This window comes from Bradyrhizobium sp. CCGUVB4N (genome assembly GCF_024199945.1).
Taxonomy (GTDB): Bacteria; Pseudomonadota; Alphaproteobacteria; order Rhizobiales; family Xanthobacteraceae; genus Bradyrhizobium.
Genome location: NZ_JANADP010000001.1, coordinates 8,773,858 through 8,798,192 on the forward strand (window position 1 = coordinate 8,773,858; position 24,335 = coordinate 8,798,192).

Below are 24,335 nucleotides of genomic sequence, written 5' to 3' on the forward strand. Positions count from 1 at the left end.
GCGGCATCGCGGCAACACATACCCGGCGAATCGTAAAATTTTACGCAATTGCGGCAGGCCCGATTCAGCCTGCCCCACGGTTTCGGCGCCCTGCCCAAGCGCGTTAAGCAGAACAAAACGGCCCGCCTCGCACTATCTCCGCGAAAGCAACAAGCCCGGCACGTCGAGGTCGAGGGGGACCTGACGAAGCCGGATAAGGGGATGTCAGATGGAGACCGCTGCTCGCTCGCGCGCCTGGCGCGCTATCCTTGTCCTGTGCGGATTGATCCTGCTCGGCTCGGCCGCCGACCTTCGTGCCGGCACATTGCTGTCGCCGGGCGCCGGCATGCTCGTGCGCAAATCGGCCGAGCCTTTCGGCGTGTTCGCCTTCGCCATTTCCACCGGCGGCCTGCGGACGAAATGGCTCGCGCTGAAAGAGAGGCTCGACGACGACATGGTGCAGCTCGCGCTGTGCGACGGCGACCGCGACAATTGCGCCTCGCCCGCGGCGCTGAAGCTGCTCGCCATCGTCGACCAGGCCCGCACCCGCGACGGCCGCGCGTTGTTCGGTGAGACCAACCGCGCGATCAACCTCGCCATTCGCGCCGAAAACGACGGAGCCGAGGACATCTGGAGTTCGCCGCTCGAGACCTTCGAACGCGGCGCCGGTGATTGCGAGGATTACGCCATCGCCAAGCTGGCCGCGCTGCGGCTTGCCGGCGTCGCCGCGGAGGACCTCCGCCTCGTCGTGGTGCGCGACACCCGCAGCGGCGAAGGCCATGCGGTCGCCTCGGCAAAGCTCGACGGCCACTGGCTGATGCTCGACAACCGCCGCATGACGATGGTCGAGGATGACGACGCACGCAACTACCAGCCGCTCTACGTGCTCTACCAATCCGCCGTGCTGAGATATGCCGGCGAACCCGTGCGGTTCGCCGCGGTCGCCCCCGAGGCGAATTGACCGTCGTGATCGCGTAGCCCGCCACAAATCCGTTTCGCCGCACGATCCGGGACGCTAGCATGGCGATGGCCATGCTGGGGACAATTGGAATGCGGTTGATCGTGCTGACTGTGCTTGCGCTGCTGGCCTGGCCGGCAGCATCAGGCTTCGCGCAATCCGGCAGATCCGACCACTCCGTTGCCGACAGGCTGCCGCTGTACACGGGGAATAACTGCCAGCAGATCCGCGATCCCGGCAATCAATTGTTCTGCGGCGATCCCGAACTGTCTGCCGCCGCCGAGAAGCTCTCTACCGCCATCGAGGCACGGCTCGCCCGCCTGCCCGATCGCCTGCCCGCCATCGAAGAGAACGCGATCTGGATCCGCCAACGCAATCTCGGCTGCGGCATCGTCGGCCAGACCGCGATCCGCATCGAAGATTTCGACCGGGTGAAGGCCTGCCTCCTCAAGGTGACCGAGGATCGCGCCGCGATCGTGCGCGATCCGGATTACGATTGCCTCGCGGCCAACACCGCGGCCGGCGCGCTGATCTGCGCAGACCCCTCGCTGGCGCTCACCGAGACCGAGCTCAACAGCCAGGTGCTCGGCCTGATCGGCAGACTGGACCCGACCGCGGCACGCTTTGCCTTCGCCGAATACGGTCGCTGGACGCGCGAGCGCGATCGCAAGTGCAATCTGGTCGGCAAGGAGAACGTGCCGCCGCAGGAGCTTGGCTCCGCAGAAGACTGCCTCGCCGATTTTCTGAAACGCAAGACCGACGAGATCGCCGCCGCCAAGGGTGATCCGAAGAAGGTGTTCGGCCGGCAAGTCGCGGCCAGGGAGCCCGACACCGACGCCGTCGATTTCTGCGCCGCGCGCATCCACGCCGCCAATTCGTGCGGCAATTTCCTCCGCATCAACCGCGTCTACGCGCTCGACAGCCAGGTGACGGATCAGGAGGCGCAGGTCACCGGCGAGATCGAGATGGTCGTGCTGGCGCCGTTCACTACCTGCAGCACGGTCGCATCGACCTGCACCGGCACCTGCTGGGACGCAGCGACCGGCCGCCCGCAACCGGGCGCCAACAACAAGGAGCGCTCCGCAGCAGCCTTCAACGTCACGCGCCGCCTGCGAATCCAGCGGACCTTCGCCTTCGTGAAAGCCGCCGACGGCTGGCGTTGCCGCGAGGACGAGCTGGCGCCGGTGAGCTCCGGCAACGCGGGCGGGGGGTCGTAGGCTGTCTTCTTCCTTCTCCCCTTGCGGGAGAAGGTGGCGCGAAGCGCCGGATGAGGGGTTCTCACCACGCGCAAGTCTGCTCGTGAGGATAGATACCCCTCACCCGGCTCGCCGCTTCGCGTCGATCCACCCTCTCCCGCAAGGGGAGAGGGTGCACCGTCCTCGCGGCGAAACATCAAAACATCAGATTGTCCTTCACGAGCACCCAGCGGCCGCCCTTGACCTGCTGCACCTGGGTGATGGTGTTGGCGAGGTGGTCGGTCTTGGAGAACTTGGTCGGCGGCGAGTTGAAGATGTCGAGGAACTTCTCACCCGACTCCAGTGAATCGAGCATCTTCTGCCCGGTGAGATCCTTGCCCGCCCTGTCGGCGTAGAAGGCGAACGTCATCACCGCGTTGTAGCCGATGATCGCCTGCGGATTGGCCTCGGTGCCGAACATCTTCCTGTAGCTGACCATCCAGTCCTTCACTTTTCCCTTGGCGGTGTCCTCATAGGGAATCTCGAACAGGCTTGCCGCGTAGAGCCCTTCGACGGCGTCCTTGCCGAGCGCCGGCACTTCGGGGACGTTGGTTGGCGAGGCGCCGAGGAAGGTGACATCCCAGCCGAGCTTCTTCGCCTCGGTCATCGCGCCGATGGTCTCGCGAAGGATGGTGCCGAGCACGACGAGATCGCAGCCATCCGACTTCATCTTGGCGACTTGCGCGCTGAAATCCGACGCGCCGCGCTTGTAGCTCGTGATCGAGGCGGGCTGCACCTTCATGGCCGTGAGCTGCTGATTGAAGCCGTCGAGCACGTTCTTTCCGTACTCGTCGTCCTGATGCATGAGGCAGGGCTTCTGGAAGCTCTTCCACTCCATCATGTATTTCAGCGCTGCGCGGGTGCTCTCGACGTAGGGCAAGAGGTTATTGAACTTGAGCCGCTCCTGCGGCTTGGCCGGATCGAACTTGAAGGTGAATTCGGCCGCCGTCAGCGGAAACAGCTGGAACACGCCGGCGTCGAACAGGATGTCCTGCGCGGCCAGTGTCGGTGCCGAGCCCATCGAGCCGATCATCGCAAAAATCTTGTCGCGCTCGACCATCTTCTGCGAGGCCAGCACGCCCTTCTTCGGGTCGTAGCCGTTGTCCTCGAGGATCATCCGGATCTTGCGCCCCTGGACACCGCCGGCCGCGTTAACCTCCTCGACCGCCATCTTCATGCCGTTGGAAACCGGCACGCCCCACGTCTTGATCGGGCCGGACAGATCCTGATGGGTGCCGATGACGATCTCGCTGGCCGAGATGCCTTCATTGGTGACCTTGGTTTGCGCTGCGGCCGGCAGACAGGTGAGCGCCACCGCACCCACCGCAAGGCCGAACGCTTTCAACGATCTCGACATTGACGTCTCCTCTCCTTGGGCCCGTATGACGCGAAGGGCGAGGGCCATCGCCGCTCCGCTGCTTGATGTGCGCATCTGCTAAGCCACCGCGCGCGCGCGATACATCGCATCGATCTCGGCGGCATAGCGCTTGTTCACGAAATTGCGCTTCAGCTTCATGGTCGGCGTCAGCTCCTCGTCCTCCGGGGTGAGCTGGCGTTCGATCAGGTAGAATTTCTTGATGGTCTCGACGCGGGCGAAGTTCGCATTGACGCCTTCGATCTCGCGCCAGATCAGGTCCTGGATCTCGCCGGCCCGGCACAGGCTGGCATAATTGGTGAAGGGGATGTCGTGGTCCTGGGCGAACTTCTCGACATTCTCCTGGTCGATCATCACGAGGCAGGTGAGATAGGGGCGCTTGTCGCCGATCACGACCGCATCCGAAATGTAGGGCGAGAACTTGAGCTGATTTTCGATTTCCGACGGCGTGATGTTCTTGCCACCGGAGGTGATGATGATGTCCTTCATCCGGTCGGTGATGCGGACGAACCCCTCATTGTCGATGGTGCCGACGTCGCCGGTGTGCAGCCAGCCGCTGATATCGATGGTCTCCGCCGTCTTCGCAGGCTGGTTCAGATAGCCCATGAACAGGAAGTCGCCTTTGATCAGGATCTCGCCGTCGGGCGACAGCGCGACCTCGCCCCAGGGCACCGCCGTGCCGACCGAGCCGAGCTTGATGCGCGCCCCCGGCATCATGGTCGCGACCCCGCAATTCTCGGTCTGGCCGTAGACCTCGTGGATGTCGATGCCGAGCGCGAGATACCAGCGGATCAGATCCGGCGCGATTGGCGCAGCACCCGTGAAGGCGATGCGACAGCGATCGAGCCCGATCATGCGGCGGATGTTGCGGAAGGCGAGCCAGTAGGCGAACTGGTTGGCGACGCGCAGCGACAGCGGCGGCGTCTTGCCCTCGATCCGGCAATTCGTCATGCGCAGACCGACGTCAATGGCGCGGCGATAGACCCATTGCTGGAGCGGCGTCGCATCCTTCAGCGCGATAGTGATGGCGGAATAGAATTTCTCCCAGATGCGCGGCACCGCGAAGAAGACGGTCGGCTGCACCTCGCGCAGATTATCCGGCACCGTCTCCGGGCTCTCGGCGAAATTCATCACCGAGCCAAGCGCGACCGAGATGTAGTAGCCGGCGACTCGCTCGGCGACGTGGCAGAGTGGCAGGAAGATCAGCCGGTCCTCGTCCTCTCGTGCCGAGATGAAATCGTTGGCGTGACGCATTTGATGCGTGACGCTGCGGTTAGCATGCATGGCGCCCTTGGGCGGGCCGGTCGTGCCGGAGGTGTAGACGAGAACGGCGAGATCGCCGGCACTGCGGCTGTTGATCATCTCCTGCCACAGCGCGTCGCGGCCGACCATGGTATTGCGCCCGAGCGCGCGAAACTCGTCGAGCGACATCACCATGTCGTCGGAGAAGCCGCTGAGGCCCTCCATGTCGAACACGATGATCCGTTGCAGGTTGGGACAGCACGCCCGGCAGGCCAGGATCTTGTCGAGCTGCTCCTCGTCCTCGGCGAAGATCACCCGCGTTGCGGAATCATTGATGAGATATTCGACCTGCGCCGAGGCATCGGTTGGATAGATGCCGGACGAGACGCCGCCGGCGCAGAGGATGCCCATGTCGGCGTAGATCCACTCCGGGACCGCGTTGGCGATGATGGAAGCGACGTCGCCGGGCATGAAGCCGATGGCGCGAAGGCCGTAGGCGATTTCTTTCGAGATCTGCAGCCATTCGCGCCAGCTCGTCGGCTGCCAGATGCCGAACTTCTTCTCGCGGATCGCAGGCCTGTCGCCGCGCACCTCTGCTGCGCGCAAAAAGCTCCTCGCGATCGTATCGGCGACCGTCAGCACCGCCGGTCGGGCCATGCGCGTCTCCTCGTTGCCGTCCTAACGCAGTTTCTTCATCTCCAAGTTCTTCATCTCCAAGTCTTCTTCTTTTTCCAACGCCGCTCGCCGCGTGCGCCCTGCTCCTTGGCGCCAAGGTAGAATTCCTGGATGTCCTGGGAATGCATCAAGCGGTCGCAGCTGTCGTTCATCACGACGCGGCCGATCTCCAGCACGTAACCGTAATGCGCGGTCTCCAGCGCCACGCGCGCATTCTGCTCGACCAGCAGGATCGACATGCCCTGCTCCTCGTTGACGCGGCGGATGATAGTGAAAATCTCCTTCACCAGGATCGGCGACAGGCCGAGCGAGGGCTCGTCGAGCAAGAGCAGCGTCGGCCGGTTCATCAGCGCGCGCCCGATCGCGAGCATCTGCTGCTCGCCGCCGGAGAGCTGGCCGGCCGGCTGGTTGATACGCTCCTTCAACCGCGGGAAATAGCCGTAGACCCGCTCCAGGTCTTCCGCCACGCCGTCTCGATCGTGGCGCGGATAGGCGCCCATCATCAAATTCTCGCGCACCGAGAGGAACGGGAATACCTCGCGCCCCTCGGGCACATGGCTGAGGCCGAGCCGCACGATGCGGTCGGCCTCCATGCGCTGGATCGGCTTGCCCATGAACTCGATCGAACCCTTTTGCGGATCGAGAATGCCCGAGATGGTCTTCAGCACCGTGGTCTTGCCGGCACCGTTGGCCCCCAGCAGCGTGACGATGCGGCCGCGCGGCACCTCCAGCGAGATGCCGCGGATCGCCATGATCGGCCCGTAATAGCTCTCGATGTTGGAGAGCCTCAGGATGATGTCGGGCGCCGGGGTCGCATCCATGCATCACGCTCCCAGATACGCAGCGACGACGTCGGGATGCTGCTGCACCTCGGCCGGCGAGCCCATCGCCAGCACACGGCCGTAGTTCAGCGCGATGACGCGGTCCGAGACGCGGCTGACCAGCGACATGTCGTGCTCGACCATCAGCACGGTGACGCCGAGCTCGCTCTTCATGTCGCGGATCCAGAACGACATGTCGTCGGTCTCCTCGACGTTGAGGCCCGAGGACGGCTCGTCGAGCAGGATCAGTTTTGGTTCCGAGCACAGCGCGCGCGCCAGCTCGATCACCTTGCGTACGCCGTAGGGCAGGCCCGAGATCAGCTTGTCCCGGTAGGGCTCGAGGTCGAGGAACTCGATCACCTGTTCGACCCGGCGGCGATGCACCTTCTCGTTGGCGCGCACGCTCGGCAGGAACAGCAATTCCTGCCAGAGCTGCGTGGTCGAATGGCGGTGGCGGCCGACCAGCAGGTTGGACAGCACCGTCGCGTTCTCGAACAGCTCGATGTTCTGGAAGGTGCGGGCGATGCCGAGCTTTGCGATATCGTAAGGCGGTTCTTCGGTGATGTCCTGATCCTCGAAGAAGATGCGGCCCGAGGTCGGCCGGTAGATCCGCGAGATCAGATTGAAGATCGAGCTCTTGCCGGCGCCGTTCGGCCCGATGATCGAGAGGATCTCGCCCTTCTCGACCGCGAACGACACCGCATCGACGGCCCTGAGGCCCCCGAAATGCAGCGACAGGTTTTCGGCGCGGAAATAGCTCATCGGTTCCGCTCCGACTTCACGTAGATCTTCTGCCGCTTGAAGGTCGCGCGCTTGTAGAGCGGGAATAGCTGGAAGAAGAGCTTGATCTTCAGCCAGCGGCCGTAGATGCCGAGCGGCTCGAACAGCACGAACAGCATGATGATGATGCCGTAGATCGCGCCCTTCAGCCCGTTGAGCGAGGCAAAGGCCGCGACCTTGGACTGGATGTTGCCCGCTGTCGCCGTACTCGCCCCAAAGGTCGCGGCAATGCCGGCGATCACGCCGGGCATGTCGTCCTTCAGATAAGTCAGGAACGGATCGATCATCACGATGAAGATCGCGCCCAGCACCGCGCCGTGCAGGCTGAAGGTACCGCCGATCAGGATCACGATGATGAACTCGATCGAGAGCTGCAGCGTGAACATCTCCGGCGAGATGAAGGAGAGCTTGTGCGCGAACAGCACGCCGGCAAAGCCGGTGATCGCCGCCGAGATCGCAAACGACTTCACCTTGTAGAGCGCGACATTGACGCCCATGCTGCGCGCCGCCGTCTCACTGTCACGGATCGCGACGAAGGCGCGGCCCGTCGGGGAGCGCAGCAGATTGAGCGTGCCGACGATGGTCAGCACCAGCACCGCAAGGCAGAGGAAATAGAAGGTCGGACTGTCGCGCGAGACCGTCACGCCGAGCAGCGACACCGCCTTGATCCGCAGGCCCTCGTTGCCGTTGGTCACGCTTTCCCAGCGCGCCAGAATCTCCTCGACGATGAAGGCGAAGGAGATGGTGGCGATGACGAGATAGATGCCCTGCAGCCGCAGCGCGGGGAAGCCGACCAGTGCGCCGATGCAGCCGGTCAGGACGCCGGCGGCGAGGAAGTAGACCGGGAACGGCACGTTGTATTTCTGCAAGTAGGCGGCCGTGTAGGCGCCGATCGCGAGGAACGCGGCATGCCCGAGCGAGGCCTGCCCGGTAAAGCCGGTCAAAATCATCAGTGCCACGCCGACGGTCGCATAGATGCAGACGAAGACGAGCTGGCTCATCAGATAGCTGGAGAGAACGTAGGGCGCGATCAGCAGCACCGCGAGCAGCAGGCCGTATGAGACCACATAGCCGGAATGCGGGAAGAGCCTGATGTCGTCCTCATAGTCGGTCTTGAACAGGAAGCGCATGCGCTCAGACCTTCTTGCGGGCGTGCAGGCCGAACAGGCCTTCGGGCTTCAGCAGCAGCACGGCCAGCAGCACGAGGTATGGCGCGACATCTTTCCAACCCTCGGCCAGATAGAATCCGGCCATGCTCTCGATCACGCCGATCAGCACGCCACCGACGACCGCGCCGGGGATCGAGCCGAAGCCGCCGAGCACCGCGGCCGGAAACGCCTTGAGGCCGAGCACGAGGCCGACATTGGAGTGGATGAAGGTGATCGGCGCCAGCAGCACGCCGGCGCAGGTTGCGACCGCCGCGCTGATGGCCCAGACGATCGACACCACGCGCTTGACCGGGATGCCCATGTAATAGGCCGCAAGCATGTTCTCGGAGCTGGCGCGCATCGCGGTGCCGAGCGTGGTCTTGTTGAAGAACAGCCAGAGCAGCGTGCAGAGGATGACCGTCGCAGCGATCACCGAGAGCTTGTCATGCGCGAGCACCAGCGAGCCGATGCGCAGCACGCCCTGGCTGAACGGCGTCTCGATCTTGAAATCGTCGGTGCCCCAGATCATGCCGGCGACCGAGCGCAGGAAATAGCCCAGCCCAATGGTGGCCATGATGATGGAGAATTGCGGATAGCCGAGGATCGGCCGCACCACGATCCGCTCCGCCAGCATGCCGAACAACGCCATCGCGGCCACCGCGCCGGCAAAGCCGATCCAGTAGTTCAGGCCCATCATGCCGATGAAGGTGAAGGCGAAGAAGCCGCCCAGCATCATCAGGTCGCCCTGGGCGAAATTAACGACTTCGGTGGCCTTGTAGACGAGCACGAAGCCAAGTGCGATCAGGCCGTAGACACAGCCGAGCGCAACACCGCTGACCAGCTGCTGAACGAAATCCAGCATCGCCGCGTCCTCCCGATGCAACCAGCGGTTCTTGACGACCGCCTTGCCGCATCTTGTGTCCAGCCGCTACGCAGTCGTTTCGCCGCGTGAGCCGCCATTTGTCCCGTCACCAATTCAGCCTGAACGCCCCTGCCCTGTCAACAAACGGTGACTTGCTAGGGGGCCTTGCCTTTAGTCCAAGATGGATGCCGGAATTTGCGGCAGCGCGATTCACCGTGCCGAAACATCTTCGGGTCATGGTCGCGACCGATGCAAAACCGGATGGTGTGGCCGTCATGAAGCCGGACAGCTCGGCACTGGAAGTCCGAGGGTTAACGAAGCGTTTTGACCGTTTGGCGGTCGACAGCCTCGATCTCACCATCCATGCCGGCGAATTCTATGCGCTGGTCGGCCCCAACGGGGCCGGCAAGACCACCACTTTGCGCATGGTTGCAGGCCTGCTGCGGCCCGACGACGGCGGCGTGTCGATCTTCGGCATCGATGCGCTCAAGAATCCGGTCGCGGCCAAGCAGGTGATGGCGTGGGTCTCCGACGAGCCCATGATCTATGACAAGCTCACGCCGCTCGAATATCTCGAATTCGTCGCCGGCCTCTGGGGCATCGCACCGTCCACCTCAAAGCCGGTCGCCGAGGAACTCCTGAGCTCGCTCGGGCTCGAGCCGCACCGGCACGAACGCTGCGAAGGTTTCTCCAAGGGCATGCGCCAGAAGGTGGCGCTTGCCGGCGCGCTGGTGCACGATCCCCGTCTCATCATCCTCGACGAGCCGCTGACGGGCCTCGACGCCGTCTCCGCCCGCCATGTGAAGGGCCTGTTGAGCGAGCGCGTCCAGGCCGGCTGCACCATCATCATGACCACGCATATTCTCGAGGTGGCCGAGCGCATGGCCGACCGCATCGGTGTGATCGCCGCGGGCCGCCTGGTCGCCGAGGGCACGCTGACAGAGTTGCGCCAGCAGAACGGCCATGGCGACACCAGCCTGGAAGACCTCTTCATCGCGTTGGTGACGCTCCAGGAAGCTGCATGAGCTCCGCGACCGCCCTGTCGTGGTTTGCCCGCCACGAGCTTCGGCTCGCCTGGCGCGAATGGTTCGCCATGATGACGGGCGGCCGGCGCCGGCGCGCCCGCGCCGCCGTGGTCGGCCTGCTGTTCTTCGCCGCGCTGCTGCATGTGCCGGCCTGGGCCGTGATCGGCCGCTTCGCCAATCTGCAACTGCCGCTCGACAAATCCTCGCTGATCGTGATCTCGGCGACGATCTTTCTCGCCTGGACCTTGATGCTGTCGCAGGCGATCGAATCCGTGACGCGGGTATTTTACGCCCGCGCCGATCTCGACCTCATCATGTCGTCACCGGCGACACTGGCCAATCTGTTCTCGGTGCGTATCGCCGCGATCGCGCTCACCGTCACGGTGATGGCGCTGTTGTTCTCGACACCCTTCATCGACGTGCTGGTGATCGGTGGTGGCGCGCGGTGGCTCGCCGCCTTCGGCGTCGTCATCGCGATGGGCCTGTCGGCCGCGGCGATCGCGATTGCCGTCACCATCCTGCTGTTTCGCCTGATCGGCCCGGCGCGCACGCGCTTCGTGGCCCAGATCCTGGCTGCGATCATCGGCGCGGGCTTCGTCATCGCGCTCCAGGTCGCGGCGATCATCTCCTACGGCACGCTGTCGCGCTTCACCATCCTGACGTCGGGCACCCTCGCCGCCCATGCGCCCGACGTCGACAGCATCTGGTGGTGGCCGGCGCGGGCGACCATGGGCGACAGCGAGGCGCTGCTGTTGCTCCTCGCGCTCGGGCTGGTGCTGCTCGGATGCGTCATGGCGATCTTCTCGGGCCGCTTCGCCGATACCGCGATCGATGCCGCGGCCTACGGCACATCGAACCGCAAGCGCGCGAAGGACCGTCCGTTCCGCGGCGGATCGCGGCAGCAGGCGCTGCGGCGCAAGGAATTCGTGCTGCTCTGTCGCGATCCCTGGCTGATCTCGCAGACCCTGATGCAGCTGCTCTATCTGGTGCCGCCGGCGCTGTTGCTGTGGCGCAGCTTTGGCGACAGCTCTGCAGCGCTGACGCTGATCTCGCCCGTCATCGTGATGGCCGCGGGTCAACTCGCAGGCGGGCTCGCCTGGCTGACGATCTCCGGCGAGGACGCGCCCGATCTGGTCGCGACCGCGCCGCTGACGCCTGCGAGCGTCATCCGCGCCAAGATCGAGGTGGTGCTGATTGCGATCACCGTCATCTTCGGCCCGCTGGTGGTCGCGCTCGTTTTCGCCTCGCCGTTCCAGGCTGCCGTCACGGCAGCGACGATCCTGATCAGCGCGGCCTCCGCCACCGCGATCCAGCTTTGGTTCCGCGTCCAGGCCCGGCGCAGCCAATTCCGCCGCCGCCAGACCTCGTCGCGGCTCGCCACCTTCGCCGAAGCCTTCTCCTCGATCGGCTGGGCCGCCACCGCCGCGCTGCTGCTCACGCTCCCGACCGCCGGCATCGTCAGCGGCCTGATCACCGCGGGCCTGGTTGCGGTGACCTGGAAGTTCAGCCCAAGGCGGGAGTAAGAGTGCGACACTGACGCGCTGTTGATCGCGTCCTGTTGGCCACGCGCTGCATTGCACGCTAGACTTTCCCCTGGAAGTCACCGGGGACTGGATATGTGGCGACTAGCTTCAGCGGCGTTTGCGCTGTTCGGCGCGTATCTCTCACCTGCCCTCGCCCAGCAGCCACCTCAACGCAGCGAGTGCCTGGCGATGGCGAACGCTGCGCCCCGCATCATGCCGGTCGCCTTCCGGCAGGCGGCCGCCGCGGCCGAGGTCGAGATCACCTATGCCGGTCACTCCACCTATTTCATCGACACCCCGGGCGGCGTGCGCATCGCGACCGATTACAGCGGCGCCTACCAGGTCGGCCGGCTGCCCGATGTCGTCACCATGAACCGGGCGCACAGCACGCACTATTCACTCAATCCCGACAAGCGCATTCCCCATGTGCTGCATGGCTGGGGCGAGGACGGCAAGCCCGCTATCGTGTCGGAACGCATCGGCGACACCTTCATCCGCAACGTCACGACCGATATCCGCCGCTACTTTGGTGACGATTCCGGCACGGACATGATCCGCGACGGCAACTCGATCTTCATCTTCGAGGTCGCGGGCCTCTGCATCGGGCATCTCGGCCATCTCCACCACAAGCTCGACGACAGTCATTTCGCCCAGATCGGACGGCTCGACATCGTGATGGTGCCGATCGACGGCACCTACACCATGTCGCTCGACGGTGTCTCGGAGATCACCAAGCGGCTACGCGCCTCGGTGGTGCTGCCGATGCACCGCTTCGCCACCCCGCTCGACGAATTCATGCAGCGCATCGGCCAGCAGTTCGAGATCGACCGCCGCACAGAACGCACCTTGCGAATCTCGCGGGACACGCTGCCGACGACGCCAACGGTGATCATCCTCGACGGGGTCTGACGCGCAATTTTCTCCAAGTCGACCGCCGACCGGTCGTGCTGATCTCCTTGGCAACAGGAGATCGACATGACCGACTTTGCGAGATTGTTGCACGCGGACGGACCCAACCCCGAGCACGCGGCGGCGCTTGAGCTCTACGGCCGCTTCGTCGGCGACTGGGATGCCGGGATCACAGCCCACGGCGCTGATGGGACCAAACACACCGCGCCCGGCGAAATCCATTTCGGCTGGGTGCTGGAGGGCCGCGCCGTCCAGGACGTCTGGATCATTCCGCGTCCCGCGGATGCCATGGCCTTCCCGATCGCCGGCAATTGGTACGGCACGACGCTTCGCGTTTACGATCCCTCCATTTCCGCATGGCGGATTTCCTGGTTCGATCCTGGCCGCTCGGTGTTCCGTCAGCAGATCGGCCGCCCGCGCGGCGAAGACATCGTGCAGGAAGGCACGACCGAAGCCGGTGACCTCACGCGCTGGAGTTTCGTTGAAATCACGGATGATTCCTTTCACTGGCTCGGCGAAGTCAAACCCGCCACGACCGCCGATTGGCGGCTGGTGGTGGATGTGAGGGCGACGCGGCGCAAGAGCTGACTCAACCGCTGCCGCGCTCGCGACGAGGGGCGCAGTTGCGCAACCCGCGCTGCTGCGTGGCAAGATCAGGTGCTAGGCTCCCACGACAAAAGATAGAGGGAGCGAATTTCGATGGCTGCAAGCGGTCTGCCCGCCAACACCAGTGGGCTATTCGTCGAACCGCGCGAGGATTGGCTCGCGCAATATCAGGAAGAGATCATCGATCCCGCGCGGCCGATCGTCGATCCGCATCATCACCTCTGGAATCGCGGCCATCGCTATCTGATAGAGGAGATGGCTGCCGACATCGCCTCCGGCCACAACGTCATCGCCACCGTCTATGTCGACTGCCGCTCGATGTATCGTGCGCATGGACCCGAGGCGTTCCGGCCCGTCGGCGAGGTCGAGTTCGCCAACGGCGTCGCCGCGATGAGTGCGAGCGGCGGTTACGGCAACGCCGCGATCTGCGCCGGCATTGTCAGCCACGCAAACCTGCTGCTCGGCGATGCCGCGAAGCCGGTGCTGGAGGCGGAGATCGCCGCCGGAAACGGCCGCTTCCGCGGCATCCGGCATTCGTCCGCCTGGGACCAGGACCCTGTCGTCGCCGGCATGTACGCGAACCGGCCGAAGGGACTGTTGCAGGATCAGAGCTTCCGCAAGGGCTTTGCCTGCCTTGCACCCCTGAACCTCAGCTTCGATGCCTGGCTGTTTCATCCGCAGATCGGCGAGCTGACCGAGCTGGCGCGCGCCTTCCCCGACACCCAGATCGTGCTCGACCATTGCGGCGGACCGGCCGGCGTCGGCCGCTTTGCCGGGCGACGCGAAGAAGTGTTTCCGCAGTGGCGCACCTCGATCCAGGAGATCGCGAAATGCGAGAACGTGGTGGTGAAGCTCGGCGGGCTCGCGATGTGCCTGCTCGGCTACGACTTCCATCTGCGCGCCAAGCCGCCGTCATCCGAAGAACTGGCCTCGGTATGGAAGCCCTATGTCGAAACCTGCATCGAAGCGTTCGGGCCCAAGCGGGCGATGTTCGAAAGCAATTTCCCGCCGGACAAGGGCCAGTGCAGCTACCAGGTGATCTTCAACGCTTTCAAGCGCATCGCGGCACCAATGAGCGAAGCCGAGAAGACGGCGCTGTTCTCGCAGTCCGCAACCGACTTTTACCGGCTCGAGCTGCCGTCATGACGCGAAAGAGGGGCCGGGATGTTGGTCCCGCCCCCTCTTCCGTCGTGGCCGCTGGGAAGCGTCCTTTAAAGAGATAAAGAGACTAGCCGGCACCCATCAGGGTTGCGGGACGGCGCTCGCCGGGCGAGAGGAACATCCGCTTCAGCTTGTTGACGACGCGGACCATGAAGCCGATGACGGCCGGGTTGGTCTTGCGGCAGAAGGCGATCTTCTTGACGTGGCCCTCGACGTGCCATTTGGCGTGCGCGCCATCGCGGAAGAAGATGACATCGCCGACGCCGTAGCGCTTCGGCGGCATGCCGTCGCTTTCGAGCACGATCGACCCTTCCAGGATCATGATCGTCTCGTCGAAATCATAGTACCAGTTGAAGCGGCCCTCGGTGCAGGACCAGATGATGGTCGAGGAGGTGCCGTCGGAGCTGGTCGACAGGATGTGCGAGCGCGAGACCGGGTTGCCCTCGATGATCCAGGCCGGCTCGATCGGCCGCAGCTCCAGATCCACGTTGCAACTACCGATTTCAATCAATGCCCGCGACATCTGCATCCCCAGGGGTACAATATGATTAACCGGGCTTAACCCCGGATTGTTTCCAAAGATGCTGGGAACGCTAGTAGCCGGTTTTTAATTCTTCCTTACGCAGGCCCCGACAATCAGCCGCAAGTTGCAGATGCGAAGCAGTTAACGTCGCGATTTCCCTGCAAATTCGCACACATGAACCTATCTTTTCCGGGGTGCGACAAAGTCGCGCGGAACGACCTAGAAGGAGCCCCATCGATGCCCCTGACCCCAGAGGTTCTGACAGCCAACGGCGAGGTCGTCGCCTGGCTCGGCAGCCTCGATGTCTCCTTCGCGCCGGACGAGGAGCCCTGGTTCACGATCGACGGCGTCGAAAGCCCCCGGCAGATCGGCAGTGACGGCTCAGGCGGCGCCTTCGTGCTGCTGCCGTCGCAGAATGTGCTCTACGTCTCATCGGAGGGGCGCGCCGGCGTCATCGCCGAGAGTTTCGAGGCGTTCATCCGGCTCGTCGTCGCCCGCCCCTATTGGCTCGACATCCTGAAATTTTCCGCCGGCGGTGATCTCCAGGAAATGCGGCGCGCCGCGGATGCGCTGGAGGCGACGCTCGACGACGAGGACGACATCAACGAGGCGAGAGAGGAAATCCGCGAAAGCCTCGACCTGCCGGACGCGGACGATCCGGTCGGCGCGCTTTACGAAGCGGTCGCGGCATCCGACGCCATCGTGCGGGCCACCGACGGCAGCCCCTTCACGACACTGTTCAACCGCTTCAGCATCGACAACAACCCGATGCTGCGCGAGGCGGCGGCGTGATCTGGTGAGTTGAGGAAAGATCGTCGCCGCGAGCTTACCTCTCCCCGACGGGGAGAGGTCGGATTGCGCCTGGCGATGCGAAGCATCGTCCAGTGCTATCCGGGTGAGGGGCCGCGGCACCCAGTGAGACCAGACGCCCTCACCCGGATCGCATCTTCGATGCGACCCGACCTCTCCCTACGGGAGAGGTGAAGAGCCGCCGGGGCGCGATTCGGCCTTACTTCGCCCACTCGCCCTTGCGGAACACCGGCACCTTGCTGCCGTCGGCCAGAATGCCGTCGATGTCGGTCTCGGCCGAGCCGATCATCCAGTCGATATGGATCAGGCTCTGGTTGCCGCCCTGGGCTGCGATCTGCTGTGGCGTGAGCTGCGCGCCGTTGATGAAGCACTTCGAGTAGCACTGGCCGAGCGCGATGTGGGACGCCGCATTCTCGTCGAACAGCGTATTGAAGAACAACAACCCGCTCTGCGAGATCGGGGAGGAATGCGGCACCAGCGCCACTTCGCCGAGCCGGCGTGCGCCCTCGTCGGTGTCGAGCACCTTGTTCAGCACCTCCTCGCCGCGCGAGGCCTTGGCGTCGACGATCCTGCCGTCCTCGAAGCGCACCGCGATATTATCGATCAGCGTGCCCTGGTAGGACAGCGGCTTCGAGCTCACGACATGGCCGTAGACCCGCCGGCAGTGCGGCGTGGTGAAAACCTCTTCGGTCGGGATGTTGGCGTTGCAGCTGATGCCGTTCTTGGCGAGCGAGGCGCCGCCTTCCCATTCATGACCGTCGGCAAGCCCGATAGTGAGATCGGTGCCGGGCCCCGAATATTGCAGCGCGCGGAAACGCTGGCCGTTGAGCCAGTTGGTGCGCTCGCGCAGCACCGCATTGTGGCTCGCCCAATTGGCCGTGGCGTCCTCGCGATCGACGCGGGACGCGGCGAAGATCGCGTCCGCAAGCTTGCCGATCGCAACCTCTTCGGGATCGTCCGGAAACACCTGCTTGGCCCAGGACGGACTCGGATAAGCGATGATGTTCCAGTTGGTGTCGAAATTGACGATCTTTTCCAGCGCCGGCTGATAGGCAATCGAATTGGCTTTGCTGGCGCGCGCGACCTTGGAAGCATCTTCGCCCGACAGCAGCATCGGATTGTCGCCGACGATGGCGAGACGCGCGGTGTTGTTCGAGAACGCCGTCGCCATGCCCTCGTAGAGCCAGTTGGCGGCGCGATCAAAGCTGTTGTCGTGGCCATGGCGATAGCGCGCCAGCGTCATCTCTTCGTCGGAGAGGATCGGCGTCACGATGCCGGCGCCCGCCTTGTAGGCGTGAACGGCGATGCGCCGCACCAGCGGCAGCGCGATCGCCGGCGCCGTCAGAAGCAGATCCTGCCCCGGCCGCAAGCCCAGTCCCACCTTCACCGCGACCTCGGCCAGCCGGTCGAGTTTCACGGGATCGATGGAAGTGGCGGAATTGCGTTGATCGGTCATGCGGGGTCCTCTGCGGGAATCTCTCGTTCAATCTAAGTCTAGCATCACGGGACACAAGTGTGCGAGCGCCTTGCGAGACCTGAAAGATACGGAGTTTTACGCAGTTTGGTTTTCAACGCGTTGCCGATTTCAGCACCCGATCGACCATTTCAGGCGCAAGGCCGAGGTAATTTTTCGGTGAAGTCAGAGCCTCGATGGTTGCGCGATCGATTTGGGTCCCGACGCGCGGATCGGCGGACAGCGCATCGGCAAGGCCGATGCCCTTTTCGTTGGCGAGCCGGCAGGCGTCGTAGACCACGTCGTGCGCATCCTGCCGCCCCATCTGCGGCGCCAGCCCCATCATGACCGCTTCGGCCACAATCAGACCCCGACTAAGGGCGAGGTTGTCGTTCATCTTCGCCTCGTCCACGATGAGGCCGGCGAGCGCGAACTTCGCCTGATGAAGCGCGCCGGCGGTCAGCACGAAGCTCTCGGGGATCGCCATCCATTCTGCGTGCCACGGACCGGTGGCGCGCTCGAAATCCTGCACCATGGCATCGAGCATCAGTCCCGCCTGCTGGCGCACCGCCTTGCTTGCCGCGAGCATCAGCTCCGAGGAGATCGGGTTGCGCTTCTGCGGCATAGTCGAGGAGGCGCCGCGCCCCTTGACGAACGGCTCGTAGACCTCGGCGAATTCGGTCGAAGCCATGATCATGATGTCGAGCGCGATCTTGCCGAGCGAGCCGGTGACCAGCGCGAGAAAATTCACGGCTTCCGCGAAACCGTCGCGTGCGACGTGCCAGGTCGAGACGGGAATGCCGAGCTTCAGCTCGGCGCAGAGCGCCTCCTGCACCTCAAACCCCTTGTCGCCCAGCGAGGCCAGCGTGCCGGCGGCGCCGGCGAACTGCCCGACGAGAACCCGCGGCTTCAATTGCTCGAGACGCTCGGCGTGGCGGTCGAACATCGCGAGCCAGATCGCCGTCTTGTAGCCGAAGGTCACCGGCAGCGCCTGCTGAAGATGGGTGCGGCCCGCCATCGGCGTGTCGCGATGACGCTGCGAGAGGCCGGCGAGAATTTTTCGCAGCTCGGCGATATCGCGTTCGACGATCTCGAATGCGGCACGCAACTGAAGGACCACGGCGGTGTCCATGATGTCCTGCGTGGTCGCCCCCCAATGCACGTAGCGGCCGGCCTCGCCGCACTGCTTCACCATCTGGTGCACCAAAGGGAGGATCGGATAGCCGACGATGTCGGTCTCCTGCCGCAACAGATCGAAATCAAACGCGGTGACATCGGTCCGCGCCGCGATCTGGTCAGCGGCTTCCTTCGGGATCACACCGCATCGCGCCTCCGCCTTCGCCAGCGCCACTTCGACCTCGGCATAGCGCGCCACCAGCGCGACATCGGAAAACACCTCGCGCATCGCAGGCGTGCCGAAGGCATTGCGAAACAGCATGGAGTCGAGCACGGTGGTCGAGGCGGGAAAAGCGGGCATGAGCGTTTCTTTGCGGCTGTTGTGACGTGTGGGATATAGCTTACGCGGGCGGTGGTGTTCGGCAATGGACATTCATCGTTCGTCACATATTCGATGCGCGAACGATGGCTTCGCCGTCGCGCTACAGAACCTCAGCTCCGTCATCCTGAGGTGCGAGGCGCGCGATGCGAAGCAGCGTGCGCAGAGCCTCGAAGGATGCACGGCCGCGATACAGCCGGGCCGTCTATCCTTCGAGGCCTCCGCTACGCTTCGGCGCCTCCAGCGACAATGGCGTAGCCATTGCGCGGGGATGACGGTGATAAATTTCTGTCCAAACTTTAATTCAGTGCGCCTCTCCACTTGCACTATCAATTTCGCGCGGCGCGAGAGCCGCCGCATGGCGAGGAGAGCACAATGTTGAAATCGTTTCGCTTCGTTGCTGGCGGTTGTCTGCTGGCGAGCCTGTCGGCCGCGACATCGACCGCGGCGTCGGCGGCGCCGATCGGACAGCCGCTTGCGATGACGCAGGCTGCGCCCGATCAGGTCGAACACGTGCGCTGGTACGGGCATCGCGGCTGGGGCTGGGGCGGCGGCGCGTTCGTCGGCGGGCTCGCGGCCGGCGCGATCATCGGCGGCGCAGTCGCGGCACCTTACTATTACGGATCACCTTATTATTACGGGCCGGGCTATGGGCCGCCGCCCGCCGGCTATGGACCACCGCCCGAGGGCGACGTGCAGTACTGCATGCAGCGCTACAAATCCTACAATCCGAATACGGGCATGTATCTGGGCAACGACGGCAGGCGCCATCCCTGCCCGTGACGATCAATGCGGCGGCATCCGGGTATCGCCCGGACGCCGCGACAATCTGACCAAAGCCGCAACATTCTAATTCGAGTTGCATTCCTCCGCGCAATTCACATGGCAGCCATCCGGCGGCTGCAATGAACCCGGCCGACCTTACGGCGGACTTACAGACTTCACGGCGAAATCCATTTTGATTTCATCATTTGCCTGAAGTCATTGTGAGGCCCGAGTTTCCGACGTGCAGTTTCTGTTCCGGGACCACCTTCTCGATACCGACTTGCGCGAGCTGAGCCGCGAGCAGGTTCCCGTGTCCGTGGAACCGCAGGTTTTCGACCTCGTCGTCCATCTCATGGAAAACCGCGACCGGGTCGTCAGCAAGGACGAGCTGATCGACAAGATCTGGCACGGCCGCAGCGTCTCCGAATCGACCCTGACCAGCCGGATCAATGCCGCGCGCAAGGCGATCGGCGACAGTGGCGCGAACCAGACCTTGATCCGCACGATCGCGCGAAAAGGCTTTCGTTTCGTCGGCAATGTCGAGACCAAGTCCGGGGCGGCGACGATGGAACCGCGCCGCAGCGTCACAACGTCGCACGCGACGCCTGCGCCGCCCGACCGCCCCGCGATCGCCGTGCTGCCCTTCACCAATATGAGTGGCGACCGCGAGCAGGACTATTTCTCCGACGGCATCAGCGAAGACATCATCACCGCTTTGTCGAAGCTGCGCTGGTTCTTCGTCGTCGCCCGGAACTCCTCGTTCGTCTACAAGGGCCGCGCCGTGCATCTCCACGAGATCGCGCGCGAGCTCGGCGTGCGCTACGTGCTCGAGGGCAGCGTGCGGCGAAGCGGCGATCGCGTGCGCATCTCGGCCCAGCTCAACGATGTCTCGACCGGCGGCCATCTCTGGGCCGAGCGCTACGACCGCGAGCTTGCCGACATCTTTGCCGTGCAGGACGAGATCACCGAAGCCATCGTCGCCGCGATCGAGCCGCAGCTCTACGCCGCCGAGAACTTTCGCGCCCAGCAGAAGCCGCCGGGCAGTCTCGATGCCTGGGACTTCGTGATGCGCGCGCTGTCGCATTACTGGCACATCACGCGCGAGGACAATGCATCGGCGCAGGCGCTGCTGGAGCAGGCGATCGCCATCGACCCCGCCTATGGCAAGGCGCTGGGCCTGCTCGCCACCAGCCACATTTTTGGTGCGCATATGGGCTGGGCCGATATGGCCGCGACTGTCCCGGTGGCCGAGCGCGCGGCACTTGCCGCGGTGGAGGCCGATCGCGACGACGCCTGGGCCCATCACGGCCTGGCCTATACCTATCTGTTCCGCCGCCGTTTCGACGACGCGCTGGCGGAGTTCGAGCTGGCCTTGAAGCTCAATCCGAATTTCGCGATGGCGCATGCCTTCTACGGCGTCACGCTGTGCTACGCGGGACGATGGCAGGACGGCGATGCGGCTGCACGCCGCGCGCTGCAGCTCAGCCCGCGCGACCCGCTCGCGGCGATCTATTGCGGCGTTGCCGGCTACGCCCAGTTCATCGGGCGCAATTACGAGGACGCCATGCATATGGCGCGCGAATCGATGCGACAGCGCGCCGATTTCGTCGGTGCGCATCGCGTGCTCACGGCGGCCGCCGGCATGTCCGGCGACCCCGCACTTGCCGCCGCCGCGCTGGAGGGATTGCGGCGCACCCAGCCCGGCATCTCGCTTGCCTGGATCACGCAGGAGCTGCCGATGCTGCGCGAAGAGGACCGCGCGCATTATCTCGAAGGATTTCGGCGCGCGGGAATGAGGTAGAGCCGCAGTGTCGGTGCACCCTCTCCCCTTGTGGGAGAGGGTGGATTCGATGCGGAGCATCGAAGCCGGGTGAGGGGTCTCTGTCCTCACGAGCGATCTCGCGAGTGGAAAGAACCCCTCATCCGGCGCTTCGCGCCACCTTCTCCCGCAAGGGGAGAAGGAAGAGCAGAGCACATTACTCCTGCATCATCTCGCCGCTGCCGCCGAACTCGGCGGGAAAATCCTTCAGCTTGGGCAGGCCGTCGCGCATCGGCAGCACCGTCTCGGAATAATTCACGTGGACGCCGGGCGTGAAGCCGAGCGTCGGGATCGTGGCGGTGAAGACGTCGATCAGATCGAGCGGCGGGTGATTGGTCATGAGATGACCGCCGCACTTCCCGCAATATTTGCGCTGGCTGAGCGGCGTCTTGACGAAGGTCTCGACGTTCTGCGCGCCTTCGGTGATGCGCACGGCTTCCGGCTTCCACAGGCTGAAAGCGTTGACCGGTCCGCCCGACCACGACCGGCAGGAGCGGCAATGGCAATAGCCCATCGCCGCCGGTTCGCCCGTGACCTCGATCGTGACCGCGCCGCAGAAGCAGTGTCCGACATGTTTCATCTTGGTCGTCTCCTGAGATGGAAATTGGGATTGAAATCCTTGAGTTGCAAATCAAGTTCCGTCGCGCGTCCTCCGATTGGCGGACGCGCGACGAAGCGCGCGGCGGCTAGACTGACCGGCGCCAGGGAATAAGCATCGACACCCGTTGTTTGTACTGCCGGTATTCGTCGCCGAAGAGATCGATGAGATCGTGCTCCTCCAGCGCGATGCCGACGAAGATGTAGGCCGTGGTCACGGCCGCAAACAGCAGATGGCCTGCGGTCATGGTAGGAGCCGCCCAGAAGGCGATGATGAAGCCGAGATAGATCGGATGACGGACGAATTTGTAGAGCAACGGCGTCTTGAATCGCGGCGGCGCAGCCTCCTTGCCGACGAGATGGTTGGTCACCTGATTCAATCCGAACAATTCGAAGTGATTGATGATGAAGGTCGAGGTGAACACCAGCACCCAGCCCGCGAAGGACAGCGTGACCAGCGTCACGGCAAGATCCGGATTGGTGACGTCCCATATGACCGACGGCAACGGACGCCACTGCCAGAACAGGAGAAGCAATGACAGGCTCGCGAACAGCACGTAGGTCGAGCGCTCGACCGGCTTGGGGACGAATTGCGTCCACCATGCCTTGAAGCGCTGCCGCGCCATCACGCTGTGTTGAACGGCGAACAGCGTCATCAGCAACAGATTGATGATCACGGCTTCGACCGTCGGCGTGTCGGGCCCGGTGTCGATGGTTTTCGGCACCACCAGCCCCATCACAAAGCCGATCGCGTAGACAATCGTAACGAAAAAAACGAGATACGCCGCAATTCCGTAAAGAAAGGCGATGAACTTGAAAAAGCGTGAGCCCGCAATCTCCGGGCTAATGGAATGCACCTGATGATCGAGTTGGGTCATAGAAAGCTCCGTTGTGCCGAGGCATCGGCACTGTTTGGTCTCTGCACCATGCCGGACCTGACGGCGGAAGACTTTCGCGGACGGTTGATTTTCGCCTGAGACGACTTTGATTTTTGCTTGAGACGACAGAAACGTGCGATTTCTCTTTGAAAACAATGTGCTCGATGGCGACCTGCGCGAACTGACCTGCGCCGGGACGACCGTGCCGCTGCAGCCGCAGGTGTTCGATCTGCTGCTTTACCTCGTCGCGGAACGCACCCGCGTCGTCACCAAGGACGATCTGATCAGCCAGATCTGGAGCGACCGGATCGTCTCGGATTCGGCGCTGAACAGCCGGATCAACGCCGCGCGCAAGGCACTCGGCGACGACGGCGCGACGCAGCGGCTGATCAAGACGATTCCGCGCAAGGGTTTTCGTTTCGTCGGCGACGTCCGGGAAGAAGCGGCAGTAAAGCCAGCGCCGGTCGAGGCCGCGCCGGGTTCCCCGCGGGTGGCGACCGACCGTCCGGGCATCGCGGTGCTCGCCTTCGAGAACATGAGCGGCGATCCCTCCCAGGAGTATTTCGGCGACGGGATCAGCGAGGACATCCTGACCGCGCTGTCGAAGCAGCGCTGGTTCATCGTGATCGCCCGCAACTCGTCCTTCACCTACAAGGGGCGCGCGGTCCACCTCAGGCAGATCGCCGAGGAGCTGGGCGTCCGCTACATCGTCGAAGGCAGCGTGCGCAAGGTGGATAACCGCGTGCGGATCACCGCGCAGCTCAACGACGCCACCACCGGCGGCCATCTCTGGGCCGAGCGCTACGACCGCGAGCTGGTCGACGTCTTCGCCGTGCAGGACGAGATCACCGAGCGAATCGTCGCGGCGATCGAGCCGCAGATCCATGCCGCGGAGAATTTTCGCACGCATCGCAAGCCGCCATCGAGCCTGGATGCCTGGGACCTGCTGATGCAGGCGCTGTCGCATTACTGGCGGATCACGCCGCAGGACCACGCCGCGGCGCAGAAGCTGCTCGAGCGCGCGATCGCGATCGATCCGGATTACGGCCAGGCGCTGGCGGTCCTCGCGGCAAGCCACATGTTCGGCGTGCATCTGGGCTGGGCCGAGCTCGCCACGACGGCACCGATCGCGGAGAACGCCGCGCTTGCCGCGATGCGCTGCGACCATGAGAATGCCTGGGCTCATGCCGCCCTCGGCAGCGTCTGTTTCTCGACCAGCCGGCTTGCGGATGCGTTGTCCGAGTTCGAGCAGGCGCTCGCGCTCAATCCGAACTTCTCGCTGGCGCAGGGCTATTACGCGCTGGCCCTATCCTATGCCGGACGCCCCGGCGATTTGTTCGAGGCGGCGCAAAAGGCGATCAGGCTATCGCCGCGCGATCCGTCGCTGGCGATCTATTACGGCATCGCCGGCTATGCGCGCTTCACCGAGCGGCAGTATGACGAGGCCATCGCGCTGGCGCGCGAGGCGATCCGCCATCGCGGCGATCTCACCGGCGCCTATCGCGTGCTCGCCGTCTCCGCCGGCATGACCGGAGACGGCGCGCTTGCGGACATGGCGCTGGGCGAGCTTCGCCGCACCCAACCCAATATCTCGCTCGACTGGATCGCAACGCAGCTGCCGTGGGCCAATGACGCGGACCGCGAGCACTATCTGGAAGGATTTCGGCGCGCAGGACTGCAGTAATCCAGCGCAGGT

22 protein-coding genes are annotated in these 24,335 nt (G+C 64.1%); 11 read left to right on the top strand and 11 right to left on the bottom strand.

Annotated features, from left to right (window positions below; genetic code table 11):
- Nucleotides 1-208 precede the first annotated feature (208 nt).
- Nucleotides 209-940: a transglutaminase-like cysteine peptidase gene (locus NLM31_RS40905; RefSeq protein WP_254134810.1), complete on the top strand. Its 732-nt coding sequence runs from the start codon at nt 209-211 to the stop codon at nt 938-940.
- An 89-nt stretch (nt 941-1,029) separates the two neighbouring features.
- Nucleotides 1,030-2,154, top strand: a complete 1,125-nt coding sequence (locus tag NLM31_RS40910; protein ID WP_254195882.1) for a DUF1311 domain-containing protein — start codon at nt 1,030-1,032, stop codon at nt 2,152-2,154.
- Between the two features lie 175 nt (nt 2,155-2,329).
- Here the strand turns inward: NLM31_RS40910 and NLM31_RS40915 are convergent, their stop codons facing one another.
- From NLM31_RS40915 to NLM31_RS40940, 6 genes are all read right to left on the bottom strand, one after another.
- Nucleotides 2,330-3,529 (bottom strand): ABC transporter substrate-binding protein, encoded by a 1,200-nt coding sequence (locus tag NLM31_RS40915; RefSeq protein ID WP_254195883.1) that lies wholly within the window; start codon nt 3,527-3,529, stop codon nt 2,330-2,332.
- Between the two features lie 78 nt (nt 3,530-3,607).
- Complete coding sequence (locus NLM31_RS40920) at nt 3,608-5,446, bottom strand: long-chain fatty acid--CoA ligase (RefSeq protein ID WP_254195884.1); 1,839 nt, start codon at nt 5,444-5,446, stop codon at nt 3,608-3,610.
- 50 nt (nt 5,447-5,496) lie between these two features.
- Entirely contained in the window at nt 5,497-6,285 is a 789-nt protein-coding gene (locus NLM31_RS40925; RefSeq protein ID WP_254195885.1) for an ABC transporter ATP-binding protein, read from the bottom strand.
- 3 nt (nt 6,286-6,288) lie between these two features.
- Nucleotides 6,289-7,047 (bottom strand): ABC transporter ATP-binding protein, encoded by a 759-nt coding sequence (locus tag NLM31_RS40930; protein WP_254134815.1) that lies wholly within the window; start codon nt 7,045-7,047, stop codon nt 6,289-6,291.
- The gene (locus NLM31_RS40935) at nt 7,044-8,195 is read right to left on the bottom strand and encodes a branched-chain amino acid ABC transporter permease (protein WP_254195886.1); all 1,152 of its coding nucleotides are present in this window, start codon (nt 8,193-8,195) and stop codon (nt 7,044-7,046) included. The genes NLM31_RS40930 and NLM31_RS40935 overlap by 4 nt, the downstream gene beginning before the upstream one ends.
- Before the next feature lie 4 nt (nt 8,196-8,199).
- Nucleotides 8,200-9,075 (bottom strand): branched-chain amino acid ABC transporter permease, encoded by an 876-nt coding sequence (locus NLM31_RS40940; RefSeq protein ID WP_254195887.1) that lies wholly within the window; start codon nt 9,073-9,075, stop codon nt 8,200-8,202.
- 275 nt (nt 9,076-9,350) lie between these two features.
- On the opposite strand from NLM31_RS40940, the gene NLM31_RS40945 reads away from it, so the two are divergent.
- From NLM31_RS40945 to NLM31_RS40965, 5 genes are all read left to right on the top strand, one after another.
- On the top strand, nt 9,351-10,100 hold the full coding sequence (locus NLM31_RS40945) for an ABC transporter ATP-binding protein (protein WP_254196345.1): 750 nt from the start codon (nt 9,351-9,353) through the stop codon (nt 10,098-10,100).
- Entirely contained in the window at nt 10,097-11,623 is a 1,527-nt protein-coding gene (locus NLM31_RS40950; protein ID WP_254195888.1) for a permease, read from the top strand. The genes NLM31_RS40945 and NLM31_RS40950 overlap by 4 nt, the downstream gene beginning before the upstream one ends.
- Before the next feature lie 93 nt (nt 11,624-11,716).
- Nucleotides 11,717-12,532 carry an MBL fold metallo-hydrolase gene (locus NLM31_RS40955; protein WP_254195889.1) on the top strand — a complete coding sequence of 272 codons (816 nt, stop codon included), beginning with the start codon at nt 11,717-11,719 and terminating at the stop codon, nt 12,530-12,532.
- A 66-nt stretch (nt 12,533-12,598) separates the two neighbouring features.
- Nucleotides 12,599-13,120, top strand: a complete 522-nt coding sequence (locus NLM31_RS40960; protein ID WP_254195890.1) for a hypothetical protein — start codon at nt 12,599-12,601, stop codon at nt 13,118-13,120.
- A 111-nt stretch (nt 13,121-13,231) separates the two neighbouring features.
- Complete coding sequence (locus NLM31_RS40965; protein WP_254195891.1) at nt 13,232-14,284, top strand: amidohydrolase; 1,053 nt, start codon at nt 13,232-13,234, stop codon at nt 14,282-14,284.
- An 82-nt stretch (nt 14,285-14,366) separates the two neighbouring features.
- On the opposite strand, the gene NLM31_RS40970 is transcribed toward NLM31_RS40965, so the two are convergent.
- Nucleotides 14,367-14,822 (bottom strand): cupin domain-containing protein, encoded by a 456-nt coding sequence (locus NLM31_RS40970; protein ID WP_254134822.1) that lies wholly within the window; start codon nt 14,820-14,822, stop codon nt 14,367-14,369.
- Between the two features lie 237 nt (nt 14,823-15,059).
- Between NLM31_RS40970 and NLM31_RS40975 the strand changes: the two genes are divergently transcribed.
- Nucleotides 15,060-15,614 carry a hypothetical protein gene (locus tag NLM31_RS40975; RefSeq protein WP_254195892.1) on the top strand — a complete coding sequence of 185 codons (555 nt, stop codon included), beginning with the start codon at nt 15,060-15,062 and terminating at the stop codon, nt 15,612-15,614.
- A 217-nt stretch (nt 15,615-15,831) separates the two neighbouring features.
- On the opposite strand, the gene NLM31_RS40980 is transcribed toward NLM31_RS40975, so the two are convergent.
- Both NLM31_RS40980 and pcaB read right to left on the bottom strand, forming a co-directional pair.
- The gene (locus tag NLM31_RS40980; protein ID WP_254134824.1) at nt 15,832-17,088 is read right to left on the bottom strand and encodes an aminopeptidase; all 1,257 of its coding nucleotides are present in this window, start codon (nt 17,086-17,088) and stop codon (nt 15,832-15,834) included.
- Between the two features lie 112 nt (nt 17,089-17,200).
- Entirely contained in the window at nt 17,201-18,562 is a 1,362-nt protein-coding gene (gene pcaB / locus NLM31_RS40985) for a 3-carboxy-cis,cis-muconate cycloisomerase (RefSeq protein WP_254195893.1), read from the bottom strand.
- Between the two features lie 393 nt (nt 18,563-18,955).
- Between pcaB and NLM31_RS40990 the strand changes: the two genes are divergently transcribed.
- Nucleotides 18,956-19,363, top strand: coding sequence for a BA14K family protein (locus tag NLM31_RS40990; RefSeq protein ID WP_254134826.1), 408 nt, complete (start codon nt 18,956-18,958; stop codon nt 19,361-19,363).
- A 223-nt stretch (nt 19,364-19,586) separates the two neighbouring features.
- A complete protein-coding gene (locus tag NLM31_RS40995; RefSeq protein WP_254134827.1) occupies nt 19,587-21,146 on the top strand; it encodes a winged helix-turn-helix domain-containing protein in 1,560 nt (519 codons plus the stop codon).
- Nucleotides 21,147-21,321: 175 nt separating this feature from the next.
- Here the strand turns inward: NLM31_RS40995 and NLM31_RS41000 are convergent, their stop codons facing one another.
- Nucleotides 21,322-21,744 carry a GFA family protein gene (locus tag NLM31_RS41000; protein ID WP_254195894.1) on the bottom strand — a complete coding sequence of 141 codons (423 nt, stop codon included), beginning with the start codon at nt 21,742-21,744 and terminating at the stop codon, nt 21,322-21,324.
- Between the two features lie 106 nt (nt 21,745-21,850).
- A complete protein-coding gene (gene mddA / locus NLM31_RS41005; protein WP_254195895.1) occupies nt 21,851-22,639 on the bottom strand; it encodes a methanethiol S-methyltransferase in 789 nt (262 codons plus the stop codon).
- A gap of 133 nt (nt 22,640-22,772) precedes the next feature.
- Here mddA and NLM31_RS41010 point away from each other — a divergent pair, with 133 nt between their 5' ends.
- Nucleotides 22,773-24,323, top strand: coding sequence for a winged helix-turn-helix domain-containing protein (locus NLM31_RS41010; RefSeq protein ID WP_254195896.1), 1,551 nt, complete (start codon nt 22,773-22,775; stop codon nt 24,321-24,323).
- Nucleotides 24,324-24,335 lie beyond the last annotated feature (12 nt).